Origin of the sequence: Lysobacter spongiicola DSM 21749, from assembly GCF_900167055.1 — a bacterium.
In the GTDB taxonomy this organism is placed as follows: domain Bacteria; phylum Pseudomonadota; class Gammaproteobacteria; order Xanthomonadales; family Xanthomonadaceae; genus Novilysobacter; species Novilysobacter spongiicola.
This window is the reverse complement of the sequence record NZ_FUXP01000002.1, coordinates 283,497-301,979: the sequence shown is the minus strand read 5'-3', so window position 1 is coordinate 301,979 and position 18,483 is coordinate 283,497. Positions and strand designations below refer to the sequence as shown.

The window sequence follows — 18,483 nt, the reverse complement described above, 5'->3', positions numbered from 1 at the left end:
CTAACACCGGAATTAAGCCGACCCACAACGCGTGAGCCGGGAGTTGAACCGAAGCCCCAGCAGCGAACATGCCTGCAACTAAGACGAAGTGGGTTCGGCTTGAATGACCTGTTAGGCGGTGCTGCCTTGGGTGCTGGCGGACCCGCCAACACCACACCCCAGAGCCCGCCACCAGCCGAAACAGTACCAGCCCGCGGGGACCGGCGCCTTACCCTGAAAGCCCAAGGCGACGTGCAGCCGAAGATGGCTCCGCAATGATTGAGCCGACTTGCCGGAGCAACGGACCGGCCGGCGCGACGTGGCTGCCGAAGGAAACCAGCCGGAGCCAGCGTGGGATGAGCACGAGTCACGCTGCCAGCCGCGACGCTATTTCCCGAAGAAGCGAGCGCGGCAGAACTTTTCAGCAGCCGCCGCCTAACACCGGAATTAAGCCGACCCACAACGCGTGAGCCGGACGTTGAGCAGAAGGCCCTAGCGGCGACTATGCCTGCAAATGGGACGAAGTGGGTTCGGCTTGAATGACCTGTTAGGCGGCACCTGCACGACTCTACGACCGCCAACACTGAAGAGCGTGCAGAGCACCCGAAGCGTGGCGACCCCAGTGAACGCTGAAGGACTCTCGCCACTCCCAAACTGCGGCTGCATAGTTGCCCTTCTGGTAGAGCGCTAATCCGCCCTTGAGATCTCGCCAAGTGTCTGCAAGATCATCGGCCATGTCGCCGGTGCCCGGAGAAGGGTCCGCGGTGTCATGCGGCTCCGAGTAGGACGCGTAGTAGTTGAATGGAAGTGAGCCAAAGCGTTTGTACACGGTCAGCCACTCCTCATGAGTTGCACCGGGCGTGTCCTCTTCATCGAAGAGCTCCGGCAGCTCATGCACCAACGCAAGAAGCTTCGAGAGCATCTTGATCGCTGTGTCGACATCATCCGCTGGCGCAACCGGAGCGCTCTCTGCCCACTTACAGAAAGCAGTCGCTGTATCACGGAAGGCATCGATTTGCTTCATTGTGTCCGTGCGGCCTAACGCCTGAATTAAGCCGACCCGCAACGCGCTGGCCGTGAGCTGACATTACAACACCTGCGACACATTTGAACGAAGCGACGAAGCGGGTTCGGCTTGAATGAATTGTTAGGCGCCTGCAGCGAACTTGAACGTAGGCAAGCTGTTGAATTGAACAACATCAAGTGGATGCACTGCGACCACTGACGTAAGCAAGATGTTCGGCCGAGCCAGTGTGACCTGACCGAAAGGCTTTCCCTCAGTAGGAGGCGCAAAGGCTAAGCCTTCCTCTATGTCTGAGCGTCGGATCTCCAGGACCACCGGCGCTTCGTCTGGCGTGAAGTACAAGTTGGCCACGGTTTCAACATCAATCCGGTGGTTCAAATGCACGCAGTTGCTCCGCTCATCAGACGGGCAGCGCGGAACCAACCCAGATGCCGTTGCCAATGCTAATTCCGCTGCCGAAATTACTCGAAACAGGTTGTCCATTGGTCCCCGCGCCTAACACCTGAGTTAAGCCGACTTGCGTAGTGGAGCCAAAGCCGTGGCAAGCTTTTTCTGCCATGGCTTTGGTGGAACGAAGCAAGTTCGGCTTGAACGAATTGTTAGCCCTCACCCTACTCAACCGACTTGGGCCGCTTTTGAGAAAACTCCGACTCCAGAAGCTCCAGCCATGCGTCCACCCGATAGTGTTCCTCGGGCGCAACTTTGAGAAGGCCCGTAAGGACCTGCTTAGCTTCCGAAAGCTCCCCGAGTTGATAGTGAGCCTTGGCTAGGGCCCAGTGCGCTTCTGGCCGCCTGGGTTGAGCTGCAACCCACTCCATTGCAGTGAACTTTGCGGCTGTGCTTTGGCCCGACGCGAGCAGATCCTCTAGTTCGGCGTGCTTGGACTGGCTGCTGTTACCTCGCCGGTTCTCCTTCATAACGGCGATGATGTTTACCGCAAGAAAGAAGAACGTGGCCGCGATTAGGGCGACGCCAGCGGCGATGAACACCAGCAGCCATTTGATGGCGCCGAGTTCTTGAAGCAGTGGCTCGAAAGACTCCAAGGCAACTCCGTTGTGAGGGCTAACACTTAGTAGATCCCCAAAACGGGGCGGTATCGCATCTTCCGCGCTGCACCCGCGCTCCGTCAATCAGGAAAATCCTACGTCACATCAGTCCCTTACCTGCTTCCGCGCCAGGCATCGCCCACGGATGCTGGCGGCAATTCCTGCACTTGTGAGGCGGTATGTCTTATCACCCCGAAGATGAGGTGATATCTGGTCCTCCGCCGACAGCAACCAGCGGTGGTGACAAGGCGCCGCGACTGCTCGACCAGGTTCGCGCCCGTTGCCGGGTACTGCACTACAGCATCCGCACCGAGCGGGCCTACGTGTACTGGATCCGGCGCTTCATCCTGGAGAACGGCAAGCGGCATCCACGTGAGCTGGGTTCGGCCGAGGTCGAGGCATTCCTGACCCGGTTGGCCACGCGTGACGACGTGGCCGCCAGCACGCAGAACCAGGCGCTGTCGGGTCTGCTGTTCCTGTACCGGCAGGTGCTGGGTATCGACCTGCCGTGGATGGAATCGGTGGTGCGGGCGAAGAAGCCGCAAAAGGTGCCGGTGGTGTTGTCGCGGGAAGAGGTGAAGCGCCTGCTCGCGTTGCTGGATGGGCAGACGGCGCTGATGGGGTCGCTGCTCTATGGCACGGGCATGCGGGTGATGGAATGCGTGCGGCTGCGGGTGAAGGACGTGGATTTCGCGCGTACGGAGATCTGCGTACGCAATGGCAAGGGGGGCAGGGACCGGCGGGTGCCGTTGCCGCTGCGCTTGCACGAGCGTCTGGTGGAGCAGGTCGAGCGCGTCCGCATCCTGCACACGCAGGATCTTCTGGCCGGGCTGGGGGAGGTGTACCTGCCGCATGCCCTGGGCCGGAAATATCCGACGGCGGGGCGCGAGTTCGGCTGGCAGTACGTGTTTCCCTCGGCGAAACACTCGCTGGACCCGCGCAGCGGTCGCAAGCGCCGGCACCACGTCGACGAGGCCGTGCTGCAGCGGGCGGTGAAGTCGGCGCGCGCCAAGGCGGGCATCGACAAGCCGGCGACGTGCCACACCTTGCGCCATTCCTTCGCCACCCACTTGCTGGAGGCGGGGCAGGACATCCGCACGGTGCAGGAGCTGTTGGGCCACAAGGACGTGGCGACCACGCAGATCTACACGCACGTGCTGGGGCGGGGGGCGGGCGGGGTGCTCAGCCCGCTGGATCGGGATTGATACCCGTGGTCGCGCCGGGGCTCAGCGCAGGAGGACCAGCGTCGCCAGGCCGAGGAAGCTCAGGAAGCCGATGACGTCGGTGACGGTGGTCAGCACCACGCCGCCGGCGAGGGCGGGGTCGATGTTCATGCGGCGCAGGGTCAGCGGGACCATGACGCCGGCGAAGGCGGCCACCGCCAGGTTGATCGCCATGGCGCCGGCGATGACCGCGCCGAGCGGGATGTCCTGGAACCAGATCGCCGCGACCACGCCGACCACGATCGCCCAGGCGACGCCGTTGAGCAGGCCGACGGAGAGCTCCTTGGCCAGCAGCGCCCGCAGGTTGCCGCTGCCGACCTGGCCCATGGCCAGGCCGCGCACCATCAGGGTCAGGGTCTGGGTGCCGGCCACGCCGCCCATGCTGGCGACGATCGGCATCAGCACCGCCAACGCGACGATGCGCTCCAGCGCGCCCTCGAAGCGCCCGATCACCCAGGAGGCGAGGAAGGCGGTGGCGAGGTTGATGCCCAGCCAGATGGCGCGCCGGCGTGCGGCTCGTGGCACCGGGCTGAAGAGGTCTTCGTCCTCGTCCAGGCCGGCCGCGCCCAGTGCCTGGTGCTCGGCCCGGTCGCGGATGATGTCGACCACGTCGTCGATGGTGATGCGGCCCAGCAGCACGTGGTTGTCGTCCACCACCGGCGCGCTGAGCCAGTCTCGGTCGGAGAACTGGCGTGCGACTTCGTTGGCTGATTCGTCGACGTCGAACGCGGGCTGCTCGTCGTCCAGCAACTGGTTGATCGGGGTGCCGGCTTCGTGGGTCAGCAACTGCGCCAGGCTGATACGGCCCAGGTACTGGTGGCGCCGGCTGACGACGTACAGGTAGTCGGTGTGTTCAGGCAGTTCCCCGCGCAGGCGCAGGTAGCGCAGCACCACGTCCACCGTGGTGTCGGCGCGCACCGTCACCACGTCGGGGTTCATCAGGCGGCCGGCGGTGTCCTCGGGGTAGGACAGCACCTGCTCGAGGCGCTCGCGGTTGTCGCGGTCCATCGACTTGAGCACCTGCTCGATCACCGCTTCGGGCAGGTCCTCCACCAGGTCGGCGAGGTCGTCGATGTCGAGGTCTTCGACCGCGGCGACGATTTCGTCCGGGTCCATCGCCGCCAGCAGGCTTTCACGCACCTCGTCGCCAACGTGGACCAGCACCTCGCCGTCGTCGTCCGGGTCCACCAGCCCCCAGACGATCACGCGCTTGCCGGGCGGCAGCGACTCCAGCAGGTTGCCGATCTCGGCCGGGGAGAGGGTGTTGACCAGCCGCTTGACCGGGCCCAGCCGGCCACTCTCGAGCGCGTCCGACAGCAACCGCAGTTGATGCGAGGTCTTGTCGTGGCGGACGGCTTCGGCCATGCGGATGTCCCGGTCGGAGCCGCACCCGCGGCGGATGCGACCTGCTTCAAGCGTTCATGCCGGCATTATCGCTGCTGCGGAAGGCCCTGCACAGCCCGCGGGCGGGGCTTCATGGTATTGCTATGCGCCCTCCCACCAGCCACTCCGTGCCATGTCGACTTCTGTTCGCCTCGCTGCCCTGCTGTCCGCCACCATCGTCCTGTCCGCCTGCGGTGCTCCCGAGGTGCCGGAACGGATGCCGTTCGCCGAGCCCGGGGTCGAGTTCGAGATCACGCCGGTCGATCGCAACTGCACGCCCGATGGTGCCTATGTCGCCAGGGTGTCGTGGGAGGTCCCGCAATCGATGGGCTCGAAGATCGAGGTCCAGGTCGGTGCCGACGAGCGCAAGGTGTTCACCCGCAGCAACGAGGCGGTGGGCAGCGAAGAGACCGGCCAGTGGACCAGCGCCGGCATGGTGTTCGTGCTGACCGAACGCGATTCGGGCATGGTGCTGGCGGCGAAGCAGGCCGGGCCCGGCAACTGCGGGGGCTAGTGGCCGAGCTGGGCGTGCATCCAGCGCTCGATGCCGGCGCGGTCGCGGGCGCGCATCAGTGCGGGCGCATGGGCACGCAGGCGTTCCAGGTCGCAGTTGCGGATGGTCCGGCGCACTTCCAGCAGCGTTGTCGGATGCAGGCTGAACTGCTCCAGCCCGAGGGCCAGCAGCAGCGGTGAGAACGCCGCGTCCCCGGCCACTTCGCCACAGACCGCCACGGGTACACCACGCATCCGACCCATCCGGATCACGTCGCGCAGCAGCTTGAGCACCGCGGGATGGAGCGGGGTGTAGAGCTCGCCCAGCGCCTCGTTGTTGCGGTCGGCGGCCAGCAGGTACTGGATGAGGTCGTTGGTGCCGATCGACAGGAAGTCCACCTCCCCGATGAAGGTCGACAGCGCGATCGCGGCAGCCGGCACTTCGATCATCGCGCCCAGCGGCACGTGCTCGGCGATCTCGTGGCCCTCGCTGCGCAGGTCGCGCGTCGCCCGCAACAGCACCGCGCGCACATCGCGCACCTCCGAACGGCTGCTGATCATCGGCAGCAGGATGCGCAGGGGGCCGTAGCCGGAAGCACGCAGCAACGCGCGCAGCTGGGTTTCCAACAGCCCCTTGCGGGCCAGCGACAGGCGCACGCCACGCAGGCCCAGCGCGGGGTTCGGTTCCCCCCGCAGGGCCAGGCCGGTGCGGTCGGCCTTGTCGGCGCCCAGGTCAAGCGTGCGGATGGTGACGGGACGGCCGCTCATCCCCAGCACGACATCGCGATAGGCCCGGAACTGCTCGTCTTCGTCCGGCAGCTCCATGCGTTGCAGGAACAGGAACTCGGTGCGGTACAGGCCGATGCCGGTGGCACCGAGCGCATGGGCCTCTGCGATGTCCTCGCGCGATTCGGCGTTGGCCAGCAGCTCGATGGCGGTGCCGTCGCGGGTACGGTTGGGTTCGTGGCGCAGCCTGTTGAGTTCGCGCAGCTCGCGTGCGTAGCGGCGCTGGCGCTCACGGTGGCGGCGCAGGTCGTCCGGGGCCGGTTCGAGCACCACCTGGCCCAGGCCACCGTCCACCACCAGCGCATCGCCGTCGTTGACGCGCTGGAGGATGCCGCCGACGCCGACCACCAGGGGCATGTGCAGGCTGCGGGCGAGGATGGCGCTGTGCGACAGCGAGCTGCCGGTGGAGGTGACGATCGCCACCACGCCCTGGCTCTGCAACTGGGCCAGTTCGGCCGGTGCCACCGTGTCGCACACCAGGATCTCGCCGGCCACGCCCTCCATCACCGCGTCGCGCCGGTGCAGCGCCGCGTGGATGCGTCCGATCACCTGGTCGATGTCTTCCACCCGGCTGCGGAAGTACGGCTCGTCCATCGATTCGAACACGGCGGCGATGCGGTCGCGCTGCAGCCTTAGCGCATAGTCGGCACTGTAGTGGCCCTCGCGGATCAGCTGGTCGAGCCCCTGCAGCAGCTCCGGGTCGTCCAGCAGCAATGCGTGCAGGTCCAGGAACTCGCCGACCTCGTGCGCGAGTGCACCGTGCAGGCGCTCGCGCAGTTCCACCATCTCGCCGCGTACCCGCTGGATCGCCGCGTGCAGCCGTTGCAGCTCGGCTTCGGCATCCTCGGCGCGGACGTGCTCCTCGACCACGTCGAGCACGTGGGACAGACGCACCCGCGCACGCCCCAGTGCGCTGCCGCGCGAAGCTCCGGTGCCGTTGAATGCCTGCCGCACGCGCCGCGGCCTACTGGTCTTCGTCGAAGCGGCGTTCGAACAGCGCGGTGATGGCTTCCGCCGCGGCTTCTTCGTCCTCGCCTTCAACGCGCAGCTTCACCTGCGTGCCCTGGCCCGCGGCCAGCAGCATGACGCCCATGATGCTCTTGGCGTTGACCTCCCGGCCCTTGGCGACCAGCGTCGCGTGGCTGCGGTAGCCGGACAGCAACTGCACCAGTTTGGCGGTGGCCCGGGCATGCAGGCCCAGGCGGTTGGATACGGTCAGTTCGCGCTCGATCATGGTCGTGTCCTCTCAGGCGTCGTCCAGCACGACGCCGTTGCGGGCACCGGCTCCGGCCACTGCCGGCAGTTCATCCAGCCCCAGTTCGGGGTAGTTCAACACGCGTAACAACATCGGCAGGCTCACCGCCGACACCCGCCGCACCGGAGTGCCGATGCGCGCCACCTTCGCGGCCAGGTTACTCGGGGTGGCGCCGTACAGATCGGTCAGCACCAGCACGCCGTCGCCGTCGTCCACCCGCCGCAATGCCGCACTCGCCGAAGGCAGCAGCCCGTCGGGATCACCGTCGAATGGCACCTCCAGCGACTCCATGCGCAGCGGCAGGACCGGCATCAGCCGGGTCGCCACCGCCAACAATGCGTTGCCGATGCCTTCGTGGGTGATGAGCAGGATGCCGACGGCCATCCCGAAACGTTAGCAGAAGCGGGTTAAATGCCGGAAGCGGGCGTGGTGTCGCGTCAGTCCAGCTCGCGGTGGTAGACCGCCACTTCCCCCCAACCACGCCGGCGGGCCCGTTCGGCCATGCGTTCGGCCAGGTACACGGAGCGATGCCGGCCTCCCGTGCAGCCGAAGGCCACGGTGATGTAGCTCCGGCTGGTGTCCTGGTGCAGCCGCGGCAGCCAGGTGTCGAGGAATCCCCCCACCTGGTCGGCGAACTCGTTTACGTCGGGCTGTGCATCGAGGTGGACCGCGACCGCGGGGTCGCGCCCCGACAACGGCCGCAGCACAGGATCCCAGTGGGGATTGGGCAGGCAGCGGGCATCGAACACGAAGTCCGCATCCGGCGGGACGCCGTGGCGGTAGGCGAAGGATTCGAACAGCAACGAGACCGTGCCATCGTCGCCCAGGCCGAACTCGGTGATGATGTGGCGACGCATCTGGTGGACGTTGAGGTCGCTGGTGTCCAGGGTGACGTCGGCCAGCTGCCGCAGCGGCTTGAGGACCTGGCGCTCGAGCGCGATGGCATCGGCCAGCGACAGCCCCAGGTGGCTCAGCGGATGGCGGCGCCGGGTGTCGGCATAGCGCTTGAGCAGGATCTCGTCGCGGGTCTCGAAGAAGACCAGGCGCGGGTCCAGCCCCAGCTTGCCCACCTCCGACAGCCAGTCCGGCACGTTGGCCAGGTCGCCGTGGCTGTTGCGCACGTCGATGCCGACCGCGAGCTTCGCCGCGCTGGCATCGCCACCGGTCGCGCTGCGCACGAACTGCGGCAACAGCTCGGCCGGCAGGTTGTCGACGCAGTAGTAGCCCAGGTCCTCGAAGGTCTTCAGGGCCACCGACTTGCCGGACCCCGACATGCCGCTGACGATGACCAGGGTGGCGTTGGTCGTGCTGTCCATGTGCCTCAGGATTCCCCTCGTTCCAGGAAGTTACTGTGCCGCGCGATGAAGGCGGCGGCCGGGTCCATGCCCTTCACGCGCAGGCTGTGCAGGCGGGTGGCCGCCTCGGCGAGCACCGCCAGGTTGCGGCCGGGCATCACCGGGATGCCGGTTACCGGCACGTCCAGGTCGAGCACGCGCCGGGTGGTGTTCTCTCCGGTCAGGCGTTCCAGCCCGGTGGCCTCGACCACGTCGGACGGATGCGTCAGGTGCAGGATCAGCCGCAGGTACTTGTTCCCCTTGACCGCCGTGTCGCCGAACATCTCGCGGATGTTGAGTACGCCCAGCCCGCGGACCTCCAACAGGTCCTGGATCATCTCGGGACAGGTGCCGTCGAGCACGTCCGGCGCGATCTGGGTGAAGTCGGGGGCGTCGTCGGCCACCAGCCGGTGGCCACGGCTGACCAGTTCCAGCGCCAGCTCGCTCTTGCCGGCCCCGGCATCGCCGGTGATCAACACGCCGATCGAATAGATCTCCATGAACACGCCGTGCAGCGTGATCCGGGGGGCGAGGGTGCGGGCGAGGTGGTACTGCAGGTGGTTGAGCAGTTCATGCCCACGCCGCGGCGAGCTCCACAAGGGCGTGAGCGACTCTTCCGCCGCTTCGATCAGGTCGGCCGGGCAGTTCTGCGCCTTGCTGATGACCAGCGCCAGCGGCCGGAACTGCATGATCTTTTCGATGGTCTCCCAACGGTGGCGCGAATCCAGCGTATCCAGCCACGCCAGTTCCTCGGTACCCAGGATCTGCACCTTGTTGGGATAGATCGCGTTGAGGTAACCGGCCAGCGAAGGCCGCCGTGCCACCGTCTCCACCGCTTCCAGGATGCGGGTGTGGCCCGCCTGGCCGGCCAGCCAGCGCAGGTCCAGCCGTTCGCGTTGCTGTTCGAAGAGTTCTCCCGCGCTGATGCGGGCATTGGACAGGGGCGGCATGGTTCAGGCCACGCTTCGTCGGTGGGCGGGGTCGAGCAGGCGTCGCGACAGCTCGTCGGCATCGACGGCCGAACGCAGCTGCTCCCGGAAGCCGGGGTCGGCGAAATGCTCGGCCAGCTCCGCCAGTTGCTGCAGGTGTAACTGCACCGAGTGTTCGGGGACCGCCATCGCAAGCACCAGGTCCACCGGTTCGCCATCGACGGCGGCAAAGTCCACCGGCGACGACAGACGCAGCAGCGCCCCCCGTCCGGCTTCCAGGCCGGCAACGCGCCCGTGCGGGATGGCCACGCCGTGGCCGATGCCGGTGGAGGCCAGCTGCTCGCGCGAGCGCAGGCTGGTGCGGATCGCGTTGGCCAGCGCCGCATCGCCACCGTGCCCGGCAAGCAGCCCGGCCGCTTCGTCGATCACCCCGAACCGGTCGGCAGGGGCATCGATGATCGCGATGCGGTCGCGGCTGAGCAGGTCCTGCAGCGGCATCCCGGCTAGCCGAAGTCGCCGTTGCGGGCGAGGCTCTCGCCGCGGTGGTGGTCGGAGAGTTTCTCCTTGTGCTTCAGCAACAGCCGGTCGAGCTTGTCGGCGAGCAGGTCGATCGCCGCGTACATGTCGACTGCGGAGGCGTCGGCGTGGAGGGTGCGCCCGGCCACGGTGACGGTGCCTTCGGCGCGGTGGTCGGGCTTGTCCAGGCTGAGCTGGGCACGCACGTCCATGGGCTGGTCGAAGTGTCGCTTCAGGCGTGCAAGCTTGGCGTCGACGTAGTCGCGCAACGCCTGGGTGACTTCGATTTCATGGCCGTGGGTTTCAATGCGCATCGGACACCACCTCGAGTTCGCGACTGGAGCCACAGCATAGCCCAGCACGATGGCATCGGCCGCCCGCGACGAACATGCGGAGGTGTCCCGGCCATCCGCGCTTCAGCCGATGCGCACCCGATCCTGGGATGAGGCGATGCCCATCGCTTCGCGGTACTTGGCGACGGTGCGCCGCGCCACCGGGATGCCGGAGGCCTTGAGGCTTTCGGCCAGGCGCGCATCCGACAGCGGCTTGCGCGGGTTCTCTGCGTCGATCAGCTGCTTGAGCATCGCCTGGATGGCCGTGCTGGAGGCCTCGCCAGTGGTGCCCGCGCCGATGCCGGAGGCGAAGAACGCCCGCAGCGGGATCGTGCCACGCGGTGTGCGGGCGTACTTGCGGGCGATCGCGCGGGATACGGTGGATTCGTGCAGGCCGATCTCCGCGGCGACCTCGCGCAGGGTCAGCGGCCGCAACGCGCTGTCGCCGAACTCCAGGAAGCCTGCCTGCTGGCGGATCAGGCAGCGGGTCACCTTCAGCAGCGTGTCGCCACGTGCTTCCAGGCTCTTCAGCAGCCAGCGCGCCTCCTGCAGGTGGCCCTTGAGGTAGCTGGCATCGGAATCACTGGCGTGGCGGATCATGCCTTCGTAGCCGCGGTGGATGCTGATGCGCGGCCGCATGCTCTCCGACAGGGCGGCACGCCACACACCGTCCCGGCGCCAGATCACCACGTCCGGGGAGACGTAGGTGTCGTTGGCGATGGCGCCGATCTGCGCGCCGGGGCGCGGGTCGAGCGAGCGCAGCAGTTTGACCGCGGTTTCGACCTCGGCTTCGTCGAGCTTCAGTTCGCTGGCCAGGCCCGACACGCCGATGCGCGGCAGGCGCTCCAATGGCCCGTTGGCCAGCTGGTAGGCCAGGGCCTTTCCCGGGGTTTCGTCGGGCAGTGGCTGGATCTGCAGCCGCAGGCATTCAGCCAGGTCACGCGCACCGACACCGACCGGGTCGAACCGCTGGATCTGGCACAGCGCGGTCTGGATCTCCTCGCTGCTGGGCTTGAGGTCGTGGTCGAGTGCCGCGGCGATCTCCTCCAGCGGCTCGCGGAGGTAACCATCGTCGTCGATCGCTTCGATCAGCGCCACGGCAATCTGCCGGTCGCGCGGGGACAGGGGACTGAGGTGCAACTGCCACAGCAGGTGGTCATGCAGGGTTTCCGATTCGGCCACCTGCTCGGCGAGCTGACCCTCGTCGCCGGGGTCGGCTGGCCCGGTGCGCTGGTGCCACGTCTCGCCGTCGCCGCCGGTCCAGTCGGCTTCGCCGGGCTGGCCTTCGAAACTGTCCTCGCCGCCGGGATGTTCGCCTTCGCCCTTCGCGGGGGCCGCGTCGGTACTGCCGGTGCCGATGGAGGTCTCGGTCCAGTCCAGCAGCGGGTTGCTCTCCACCGCGGCGGCCAGTTCCGCTTCCAGTTCCACTGCGGACATCTGCAACAGGCGGATGGCCTGTTGCAGTTGCGGCGTCATGACCAGGTGCTGGCCGAGCGTGGCTTGGAGGCGGGGTTTCATGTTCGAGGGCAAACGCGACCTGTGCTGGGCGACGGCCGCATCGGTGCATGGCCCGCAGGTGCGGGTCTTGCCTCGAAGGCTACAGGCGGAAGGTTTCGCCCAGGTAGACGCGACGGACGTCGGGGTTGGCGAGCAGCGCGTCCGGAGCCCCCTGCGCGAGCACGCTGCCTTCGTTGAGGATATACGCGCGGTCGCAAATGCCCAAGGTCTCGCGGACGTTGTGGTCGGTGATGAGCACGCCGATGCCGCGATTCTTGAGATGGCTGACGATGCGCTGGATCTCGCCCACCGAGATCGGGTCGACACCGGCGAACGGTTCGTCCAGCAGCATCAGCCGCGGCTTGCCGGCCAGTGCGCGTGCGATTTCCACGCGACGGCGTTCGCCGCCGGAGAGGCTGGCGCCGGCCTGGTCGGCCACGTGGGTCACCTGCAGTTCTTCCATCAGGGACGCGAGTTCACGCTCGCGGCCGGCCTTGTCCAGGTCTTCGCGCAGCTCCAGCACCACCCTGAGGTTGTCGGCGACGCTCAGCTTGCGGAACACCGACGGTTCCTGCGGCAGGTAGCCGACGCCGTACTTGGAGCGCACGTACATCGGGTCGCCGGTGATGTCCTTGCCATCGAGCAGGATCTGGCCGGCATCGGCAGGCACCAGCCCGACGATCATGTAGAAGCAGGTGGTCTTGCCGGCGCCGTTGGGGCCCAGCAGGCCGACCACTTCACCGGCATCGAGCGTGAGCCCGAAGTCGCGCACCACCTCGCGCGAGCGGTAGGTCTTGCGCAGGCCCTGCGCCACCAGCATCAGCCGCCCTCCGCCGGGGCGTCGGCGTCGGCGTCCGGTGCTGTCGCCGGCTCTTCCGGGGTGGTCTGGCCGGCCGGCGCGCCGGTATTGCGCGGCATGATGCGCATCTTGACGCGGCCGGCGCCCTCGCCACCGCTGGTGACCTCGCCGCTGGTCATGTTGTAGACCACGCGCTCACCGCTGAGCGTGCCGCGGGGCTGGGTGATGTTGACGCCACCGGTGAACACCACCACTTCGCTGGTGACGTTGTAGTCGATGTTGCTGGCGATGGCGCTCATCGGCGTGCCGTCGTCCATCTGCTGGCTCAGCTTGGCCGGACTGCCCGTGAGGACGACGCGCGAGATGTTGCCGCCACGGGTGGTGATCTCCGCGCGCGAGGCTTCGGCCCGAAGCGTGCCCTGCTCGATGGTGACGCCACCGGACAGCACGGTCGGCGTGTTGTCGTCGAGGCTGCCTTGCTGCTTGCCGGCCTCGATGTCCATCGGCTGGTTGCGGTCGGACTTGCGCGCGAGTGCGGCGGGGCTGGTGGCCATCGCGATTGCGACGACCAGCCACGCGAGGGCGTGCTTGGGGGTTTCAGGGAACATAGCGGGAGTGGACCTCGGACTGGAGCGTGTACTGCTTGCTGGCCAGGTTCACTTCAAGGCCATCGCCACGAAGTATAGAACCGGGCCGATTAATGGTGACCCGCTCCGCGGACGTGACCCGGTCGGTTTCCGGGAACACGTTCAGCGCTTCGGTGGCGATCTCAACCGGGGGTCCTGCATTGCCGTCGCTGGTGGCTTCCACCGCGCCGCGCAGGCGCAACTCGTCGCCTTCGGCACTGATCCAGCCGGTGTTGGCCCGCACTTCCCAAGCATCCCCGTCGCCGGATTCGCCACCGGGCGGAATCAGGAACAGCGGGGTGGCGATGTCCATGGTGCGGGTGCCGGGGTCGCGCTCCAGCCGCGGGGCGCGCAGGGTGAAGGATTCGCGTCCATCCGCGCCCAGCGCGACCATCTCGAAATCGTTCAGTACGTAATCGGCGCGACCACCGGGCGCTTCCAGCTGCTCCGGCAATGCCCCCCGGTTGGACCACAACGACCAGCCGCTGACCGCGGCGATCGCCACCAGTACCAGCGTTACCGCGGTACGCCAGCTCATGCGTTGCCCTCCACCCGCACGCCCTCCACCCGGGTCACCTCGTCGATCAGCGCCTGCGCGTGCCCCTGCGATGCCAGCAGCAGGTCGCAGAACTCGCGTGCGGCTCCGTGGCCGGCCGGGAGGCTGGTGCGCCATTGCACCCGCTCACGCACCCACGGATGCGCATCGGCGGGCGCGGCCGCGAACCCGACCCGTGACATCACCCGCAGGTCCGGCAGGTCATCGCCCATGAAGGCGACCTCGTCCATGCCGATGCCCATGCGCGCGATGATCTCGCCGACGCGTGCGAACTTGTCCTTCACCGCGGTGTGCACCTCGACGATGCCGAGCTCTGCCGCGCGCTGTTCGACCACGGTGCTGGTGCGTGCGGTGATGAAGGCGACTTCGATGCCGAACCGGCGCAGCAGTACCAGCCCGAGCCCGTCATGCACGTGGAACGCCTTGGACTCGCGGCCGGCGGTGTCGAACACCAGCCGGCCGTCGGTCAGGGTGCCGTCGACATCGAAGCAGGCGAGCCTGATGCGGGCCGCGCGCTCGCGCACGTCCGCAGGGTAGTCGTTGAGGTGCTGGTAGGACATGTGGCCTTTACACCACCCGGGCGCGCAACAGGTCGTGAATGTTGAGCGCACCGGCCACGCGGCCGTCGTCGTCCACCACCAGCAGGCCGCTGATCTTGTGGGCCTCCATCAGCTGAGCGGCTTCCACCGCCAGTGCCTCCGGGCCGATGGTACGTGGCGAGCGCGTCATTACTTCATCGATGCGGGTGCTGCGCAGATCGATCGCACGGTCGTCCAGGCTGCGGCGCAGGTCGCCGTCGGTATACAGGCCCAGCAGGCGGTTGTCGGCATCGACCACGGCGGTCATGCCCAACCGCTTGCGGCTCATTTCCACCAGCGTCTCGCTGAGGGTGGCATCGGCATTGACGCGCGGGATCTCGTCGCCGCGATGCATGATGTCGCCGATGTGCAGCAGCAGGCGCCGGCCGAGCGCACCGGCGGGATGCGAGCGTGCGAAGTCGTCGGCGGTGAATCCACGCGCTTCCATCAGCGCCACCGCCAGCGCATCGCCCATCGCCAGCGAGGCGGTGGTGCTGGACGTCGGAGCGAGGTGGATCGGGCATGCTTCCGCCGGCACGCTCACATCCAGGTGCACGTCGGCCTCGCGGGCGAGCGTCGAGTTCGGGCGGCCGGTCATGGTGATGAGGCGGTTGCCCTGGCGCTTGAGTCCCGGCAGCAGCATCAGCACCTCGTCGCTCTCGCCCGAGTACGACAGCGCCAGCACGACGTCGGCATCGGTGATCATGCCGAGGTCGCCGTGGCCGGCCTCGCCCGGATGCACGTAGAACGCCGGCGTGCCGGTCGAGGCCATGGTGGCGGCGATCTTGCGGGCGACGTGGCCGGACTTGCCCATGCCGGTGCAGACCACGCGGCCGCGTGCCTGCAGCATCAGCCTGCAGGCCTGGGTGAAATCGCCGTCAAGGCGCTCGGCGACCGCGGCCAATGCCGCGGCTTCGATCTCGAACACGCGGCGACCGCTGGCGGCGAAGCCGGCGTCGTCGGGGCGCGGGGGTTGGGTATCGAATGTGGCCATTTCGGAGCAGGGGGCTTTCCGCTAGGCTAATTGGCTAGTCTATGCGATGGGGCCTCAAATTGAATCCCGAAACCATCAAGTCCCTGATTGAACAGGGCCTCCCGGGAGCCGGGGTCCAGGTGTCCGGCGATGACGGCGTGCACTTCGAGGCCACCGTCGTCAGCGAGGTCTTTGCCGGAAAGCTGCCGCTCGCTCGCCACCGCATGGTGTACGCCACGCTGGGCGAACGCATGGGCGGCGAGATCCACGCGCTGGCATTGAAGACGCTGACCCCGGCCGAAGCCGGCCAGGGCTGAACATGCAGAAGATCGTGGTGGAAGGCGGCGTCGCCCTGCAAGGCGAGGTCCAGGTCTCCGGCGCCAAGAACGCGGTGCTGCCGATCCTGTGCGCGACGCTGCTGGCCGATGGCCCGGTGCGCATCGAGAACGTGCCGCGCCTGCATGACGTATCGACCACGATCAAGCTGCTGGCCGAGATCGGCGTCGGCATCGAGTTCGATCCGCAGGACGACCATGCACTGGTGGTCGACCCGACCACGGTGCACAGCCAGGTGGCCCCGTACGAGCTGGTCAAGACCATGCGCGCCTCGGTGCTGGTGCTGGGGCCGCTGCTGGCGCGCTACGGCCATGCGGAGGTGTCGCTGCCCGGTGGCTGCGCGATCGGCTCGCGGCCGGTCGACCTGCACATCAAGGGGCTGCAATCCCTCGGTGCCGAGGTGTCGGTCGAGAACGGCTTCATCAAGGCGCGGGCAACGCGGCTGAAGGGTGCACGCCACGTGTTCGAAATGGTCAGCGTCGGTGCCACCGAGAACGTGCTGATGGCGGCCACGCTGGCCGAAGGCACCACCGTGCTCGAGAACGCGGCGATGGAGCCGGAGATCGTCGACCTCGCCGAGTGCCTGCGGGCCATGGGCGCCAGGATCGAGGGCGAGGGTACCGGGCGCATCGTCGTGGAGGGCGTGGAGCGCTTGCATGGCGGCAGCCATTCGGTGGTGCCCGACCGGATCGAAGCCGGGACCTTCCTGGTGGCGGCGGCGATGACCGGCGGCCGCATCACCGCCCGCCGGACCCGGCCCGACACCATGAAGGCGGTACTGGACAAGCTGTTCCGCGCCGGCGCGATGCTTGATTGTGGCGACGACTGGATCACCATCGACATGCAGGGGCGGCGCCCGATGGCAGTGGACATCACCACTGCGCCGCATCCCGCGTTCCCCACCGACATGCAGGCGCAGTTCATGGCGATGAACTGCATCGCCGATGGCGTCGGGGTGATCAACGAGACGATCTTCGAAAACCGCTTCATGCACGTCAACGAGCTGCTGCGGCTGGGGGCCGACATCCGCATCGACGGGCACATGGCGGTGGTGCGCGGGGTGGAGCGGCTCAGTGGCGCGCCGGTGATGGCCACCGACCTGCGCGCATCGGCTTCGCTGATCCTTGCCGGCCTGGTGGCCGAAGGCGAAACCACGATCGACCGGATCTACCACCTGGACCGCGGCTACGAGAACATCGAGGCCAAGCTCTCGGGCCTGGGCGCCAGGATCCGCCGCATCGGCTGACCAGCCGGCGCCGCCGGAGCGGCAGCCGGCCAGCTACGGGTCAGCGGACCGACTTCACCCTCAGGTCGATCGAGTCCTTGCCATCCTCGCGTTGCAGGATGCGCGCCGGGACCGGGATGCCGTCCACCACCCAGGCGATGGTCTGCTTGTCACCGTCGGTGTTGACCACCTTGGTCGCTTGGCGCTGCTGCCCACCGACCTGGATGCTCTCCTTGCCGGCGACCTTGTAGCTCATCTGCTTGACGCGGCCGTCGTCCACCATGCGGTAGTCCAGCGGCTTGCCCGCTTCCAGGTCACGCACGATCGCCAGGTTGATCAGCAGGGCGTCCATGTCGCCCGCCTGCAACTTGATCGGGCCGGAACGCTCCGGCTTGACGTCGCCGCTCCAGCTGGCCACGCCCTTGCCCCAATCGTAGTTGGCGGACTTGTCGGATTTCTTGACCAGCACCTTCGACGAATCCTTGCTCTCCAGCGGGCGCCAGCCGCCCCCATGGGCTTCGAACACCGTGCTCTGGCTGAGGCTGGCCAGCGAGTTGCTCACGTCCAGGCTGTAGCGCCAGCGATCGCCGCCAACCGGCTTGAGGGACATCTCGCCGGTCGCGTTCATGCCCATGTAGCTGGCTTCATACTCGGCCGTGAACGGCTCGATCGCCGTTGCCGATGCCGCGACCGCCGATCCTGCGACGGCCAACGCGCCGCCCGCCAGCAGCATGCGCAGACGGCTGGCCGAGCGCTGCCGGGTGCCTTGGGATGTGTGGGTCATCTGCATCATTCGACTCCCTTGTATTCGACCAGTCGCAGGTCGTATGCGTCTTTGCCATCCTCGCGCTTCAACATGCGGATCGGCGTGGGTACGTTGCGGGCGACCCAGATCAGGGTCTCCTCGTTGTCATCCTTGTCGCGCACGGCCCGGAACGCGCTGAAGCTCAGGTCGGCCGCGGATACCTTCTCGGGTTCCGCGGCAACGGTGTAGACGTGTTCGCGGGTGCGGCCATCGTCGACGAACCGGTACTTCAGCGTGGCGCCGGGTTCGGCATCGCGAATGACCGCCAGGTTGATCAGCAGCCCGGTCATGTCGCCGGGTTGCAGTTCCACCGGGCGTTGGCGGGATTCCTTGACGTCCCCCTGCCAGCTCGCCGAACGCGAGGGCCAATCGTAGAGACCGATGGTCTGCTTGCGCGTGAACAGGGTCCTGTTGAGGGTCGCCTGGGTCAGCGGGCGGTAAGTTTCACCGACCACGTCGAACACGGTGCTCTGCTCGGCGTTGATGCCGGCCAGGCCGATCAGGCCCCGGGTGCCGTGCATCACCAGGTCGACGCGCCAGCGGCTGCCCTTCATCGGGACCAGTTGCATCGTGGCTTCGCCGAGGTGCTTGCCGTCGCGGTAGACCATGTAGCTGGCGATGAAGGGTTCGAGCGCGGGTGTCGCCGCTTCATCGGCGACGGGCGCGGGCGCGGCGGCCGCTTCCTGTGCCACGGCCAGGCCGGGCAGGGTGGCGAGGCCGAGCAGGAGGCCGGCGAGCAGGGGTCGGAACGGAAGCGGACGGTGGACAGCTGGTTGCATGTGCGGGGTC

At 67.4% G+C, this 18,483-nt stretch carries 23 protein-coding genes; 4 read left to right on the top strand and 19 right to left on the bottom strand.

Features of this window, described 5'->3' with window-relative positions; all coding sequences use genetic code 11:
- Nucleotides 1-547 precede the first annotated feature (547 nt).
- The 3 genes from B5D37_RS05685 to B5D37_RS05680 all read right to left on the bottom strand — a co-directional run bounded on the left by B5D37_RS05685 (nt 548) and on the right by B5D37_RS05680 (nt 2,046).
- A complete protein-coding gene (locus tag B5D37_RS05685) occupies nt 548-1,003 on the bottom strand; it encodes a DUF5063 domain-containing protein (protein WP_078757722.1) in 456 nt (151 codons plus the stop codon).
- 123 nt (nt 1,004-1,126) lie between these two features.
- Nucleotides 1,127-1,486: a DUF952 domain-containing protein gene (locus tag B5D37_RS14630; RefSeq protein WP_143814156.1), complete on the bottom strand. Its 360-nt coding sequence runs from the start codon at nt 1,484-1,486 to the stop codon at nt 1,127-1,129.
- 128 nt (nt 1,487-1,614) lie between these two features.
- Nucleotides 1,615-2,046 carry a tetratricopeptide repeat protein gene (locus B5D37_RS05680; RefSeq protein WP_078757721.1) on the bottom strand — a complete coding sequence of 144 codons (432 nt, stop codon included), beginning with the start codon at nt 2,044-2,046 and terminating at the stop codon, nt 1,615-1,617.
- 182 nt (nt 2,047-2,228) lie between these two features.
- On the opposite strand from B5D37_RS05680, the gene B5D37_RS05675 reads away from it, so the two are divergent.
- Nucleotides 2,229-3,254, top strand: coding sequence for an integron integrase (locus tag B5D37_RS05675; protein WP_078757720.1), 1,026 nt, complete (start codon nt 2,229-2,231; stop codon nt 3,252-3,254).
- Nucleotides 3,255-3,275: 21 nt separating this feature from the next.
- On the opposite strand, the gene mgtE is transcribed toward B5D37_RS05675, so the two are convergent.
- Nucleotides 3,276-4,637, bottom strand: coding sequence for a magnesium transporter (gene mgtE, locus B5D37_RS05670; protein WP_078757719.1), 1,362 nt, complete (start codon nt 4,635-4,637; stop codon nt 3,276-3,278).
- A 151-nt stretch (nt 4,638-4,788) separates the two neighbouring features.
- On the opposite strand from mgtE, the gene B5D37_RS05665 reads away from it, so the two are divergent.
- Entirely contained in the window at nt 4,789-5,169 is a 381-nt protein-coding gene (locus B5D37_RS05665) for a hypothetical protein (RefSeq protein ID WP_078757718.1), read from the top strand.
- On the opposite strand, the gene ptsP is transcribed toward B5D37_RS05665, so the two are convergent.
- The 13 genes from ptsP to B5D37_RS05600 all read right to left on the bottom strand — a co-directional run bounded on the left by ptsP (nt 5,166) and on the right by B5D37_RS05600 (nt 15,349).
- Nucleotides 5,166-6,887 carry a phosphoenolpyruvate--protein phosphotransferase gene (ptsP, locus tag B5D37_RS05660; RefSeq protein WP_078757717.1) on the bottom strand — a complete coding sequence of 574 codons (1,722 nt, stop codon included), beginning with the start codon at nt 6,885-6,887 and terminating at the stop codon, nt 5,166-5,168. The genes B5D37_RS05665 and ptsP overlap by 4 nt on opposite strands.
- A gap of 10 nt (nt 6,888-6,897) precedes the next feature.
- Nucleotides 6,898-7,167, bottom strand: coding sequence for an HPr family phosphocarrier protein (locus B5D37_RS05655; RefSeq protein WP_078757716.1), 270 nt, complete (start codon nt 7,165-7,167; stop codon nt 6,898-6,900).
- Nucleotides 7,168-7,179: 12 nt separating this feature from the next.
- Nucleotides 7,180-7,572: a PTS sugar transporter subunit IIA gene (locus B5D37_RS05650; protein ID WP_078757715.1), complete on the bottom strand. Its 393-nt coding sequence runs from the start codon at nt 7,570-7,572 to the stop codon at nt 7,180-7,182.
- Nucleotides 7,573-7,625: 53 nt separating this feature from the next.
- The gene (gene rapZ, locus B5D37_RS05645) at nt 7,626-8,504 is read right to left on the bottom strand and encodes an RNase adapter RapZ (RefSeq protein ID WP_078757714.1); all 879 of its coding nucleotides are present in this window, start codon (nt 8,502-8,504) and stop codon (nt 7,626-7,628) included.
- Between the two features lie 5 nt (nt 8,505-8,509).
- Complete coding sequence (gene hprK, locus B5D37_RS05640) at nt 8,510-9,472, bottom strand: HPr(Ser) kinase/phosphatase (protein ID WP_078757713.1); 963 nt, start codon at nt 9,470-9,472, stop codon at nt 8,510-8,512.
- Between the two features lie 3 nt (nt 9,473-9,475).
- Nucleotides 9,476-9,949 carry a PTS sugar transporter subunit IIA gene (locus tag B5D37_RS05635; RefSeq protein WP_078757712.1) on the bottom strand — a complete coding sequence of 158 codons (474 nt, stop codon included), beginning with the start codon at nt 9,947-9,949 and terminating at the stop codon, nt 9,476-9,478.
- A gap of 5 nt (nt 9,950-9,954) precedes the next feature.
- Nucleotides 9,955-10,281, bottom strand: coding sequence for a ribosome hibernation-promoting factor, HPF/YfiA family (gene hpf, locus B5D37_RS05630; RefSeq protein WP_078757711.1), 327 nt, complete (start codon nt 10,279-10,281; stop codon nt 9,955-9,957).
- 102 nt (nt 10,282-10,383) lie between these two features.
- Nucleotides 10,384-11,817, bottom strand: coding sequence for an RNA polymerase factor sigma-54 (locus tag B5D37_RS05625; RefSeq protein WP_078757710.1), 1,434 nt, complete (start codon nt 11,815-11,817; stop codon nt 10,384-10,386).
- A gap of 79 nt (nt 11,818-11,896) precedes the next feature.
- Nucleotides 11,897-12,616: an LPS export ABC transporter ATP-binding protein gene (lptB, locus tag B5D37_RS05620; protein ID WP_078757709.1), complete on the bottom strand. Its 720-nt coding sequence runs from the start codon at nt 12,614-12,616 to the stop codon at nt 11,897-11,899.
- Entirely contained in the window at nt 12,616-13,203 is a 588-nt protein-coding gene (gene lptA / locus B5D37_RS05615) for a lipopolysaccharide transport periplasmic protein LptA (protein WP_143814155.1), read from the bottom strand. Before lptA ends, lptB begins: the two co-directional genes overlap by 1 nt.
- Nucleotides 13,193-13,759, bottom strand: coding sequence for an LPS export ABC transporter periplasmic protein LptC (lptC, locus tag B5D37_RS05610; RefSeq protein WP_159447341.1), 567 nt, complete (start codon nt 13,757-13,759; stop codon nt 13,193-13,195). Before lptC ends, lptA begins: the two co-directional genes overlap by 11 nt.
- On the bottom strand, nt 13,756-14,337 hold the full coding sequence (locus B5D37_RS05605; RefSeq protein ID WP_078757708.1) for a KdsC family phosphatase: 582 nt from the start codon (nt 14,335-14,337) through the stop codon (nt 13,756-13,758). Before B5D37_RS05605 ends, lptC begins: the two co-directional genes overlap by 4 nt.
- Before the next feature lie 7 nt (nt 14,338-14,344).
- Entirely contained in the window at nt 14,345-15,349 is a 1,005-nt protein-coding gene (locus B5D37_RS05600) for a KpsF/GutQ family sugar-phosphate isomerase (RefSeq protein WP_078757707.1), read from the bottom strand.
- Between the two features lie 59 nt (nt 15,350-15,408).
- Between B5D37_RS05600 and B5D37_RS05595 the strand changes: the two genes are divergently transcribed.
- Together B5D37_RS05595 and murA are read left to right on the top strand one after the other, a co-directional pair.
- On the top strand, nt 15,409-15,645 hold the full coding sequence (locus B5D37_RS05595) for a BolA family protein (protein WP_078757757.1): 237 nt from the start codon (nt 15,409-15,411) through the stop codon (nt 15,643-15,645).
- Nucleotides 15,646-15,647: 2 nt separating this feature from the next.
- Nucleotides 15,648-16,910: a UDP-N-acetylglucosamine 1-carboxyvinyltransferase gene (murA, locus tag B5D37_RS05590; protein WP_078757706.1), complete on the top strand. Its 1,263-nt coding sequence runs from the start codon at nt 15,648-15,650 to the stop codon at nt 16,908-16,910.
- 40 nt (nt 16,911-16,950) lie between these two features.
- Here murA and B5D37_RS05585 read toward each other — a convergent pair whose 3' ends face one another.
- Nucleotides 16,951-17,673: a DUF3108 domain-containing protein gene (locus B5D37_RS05585; RefSeq protein ID WP_078757756.1), complete on the bottom strand. Its 723-nt coding sequence runs from the start codon at nt 17,671-17,673 to the stop codon at nt 16,951-16,953.
- Between the two features lie 5 nt (nt 17,674-17,678).
- On the bottom strand, nt 17,679-18,473 hold the full coding sequence (locus tag B5D37_RS05580) for a DUF3108 domain-containing protein (RefSeq protein WP_078757705.1): 795 nt from the start codon (nt 18,471-18,473) through the stop codon (nt 17,679-17,681).
- Nucleotides 18,474-18,483: the final 10 nt, after the last annotated feature.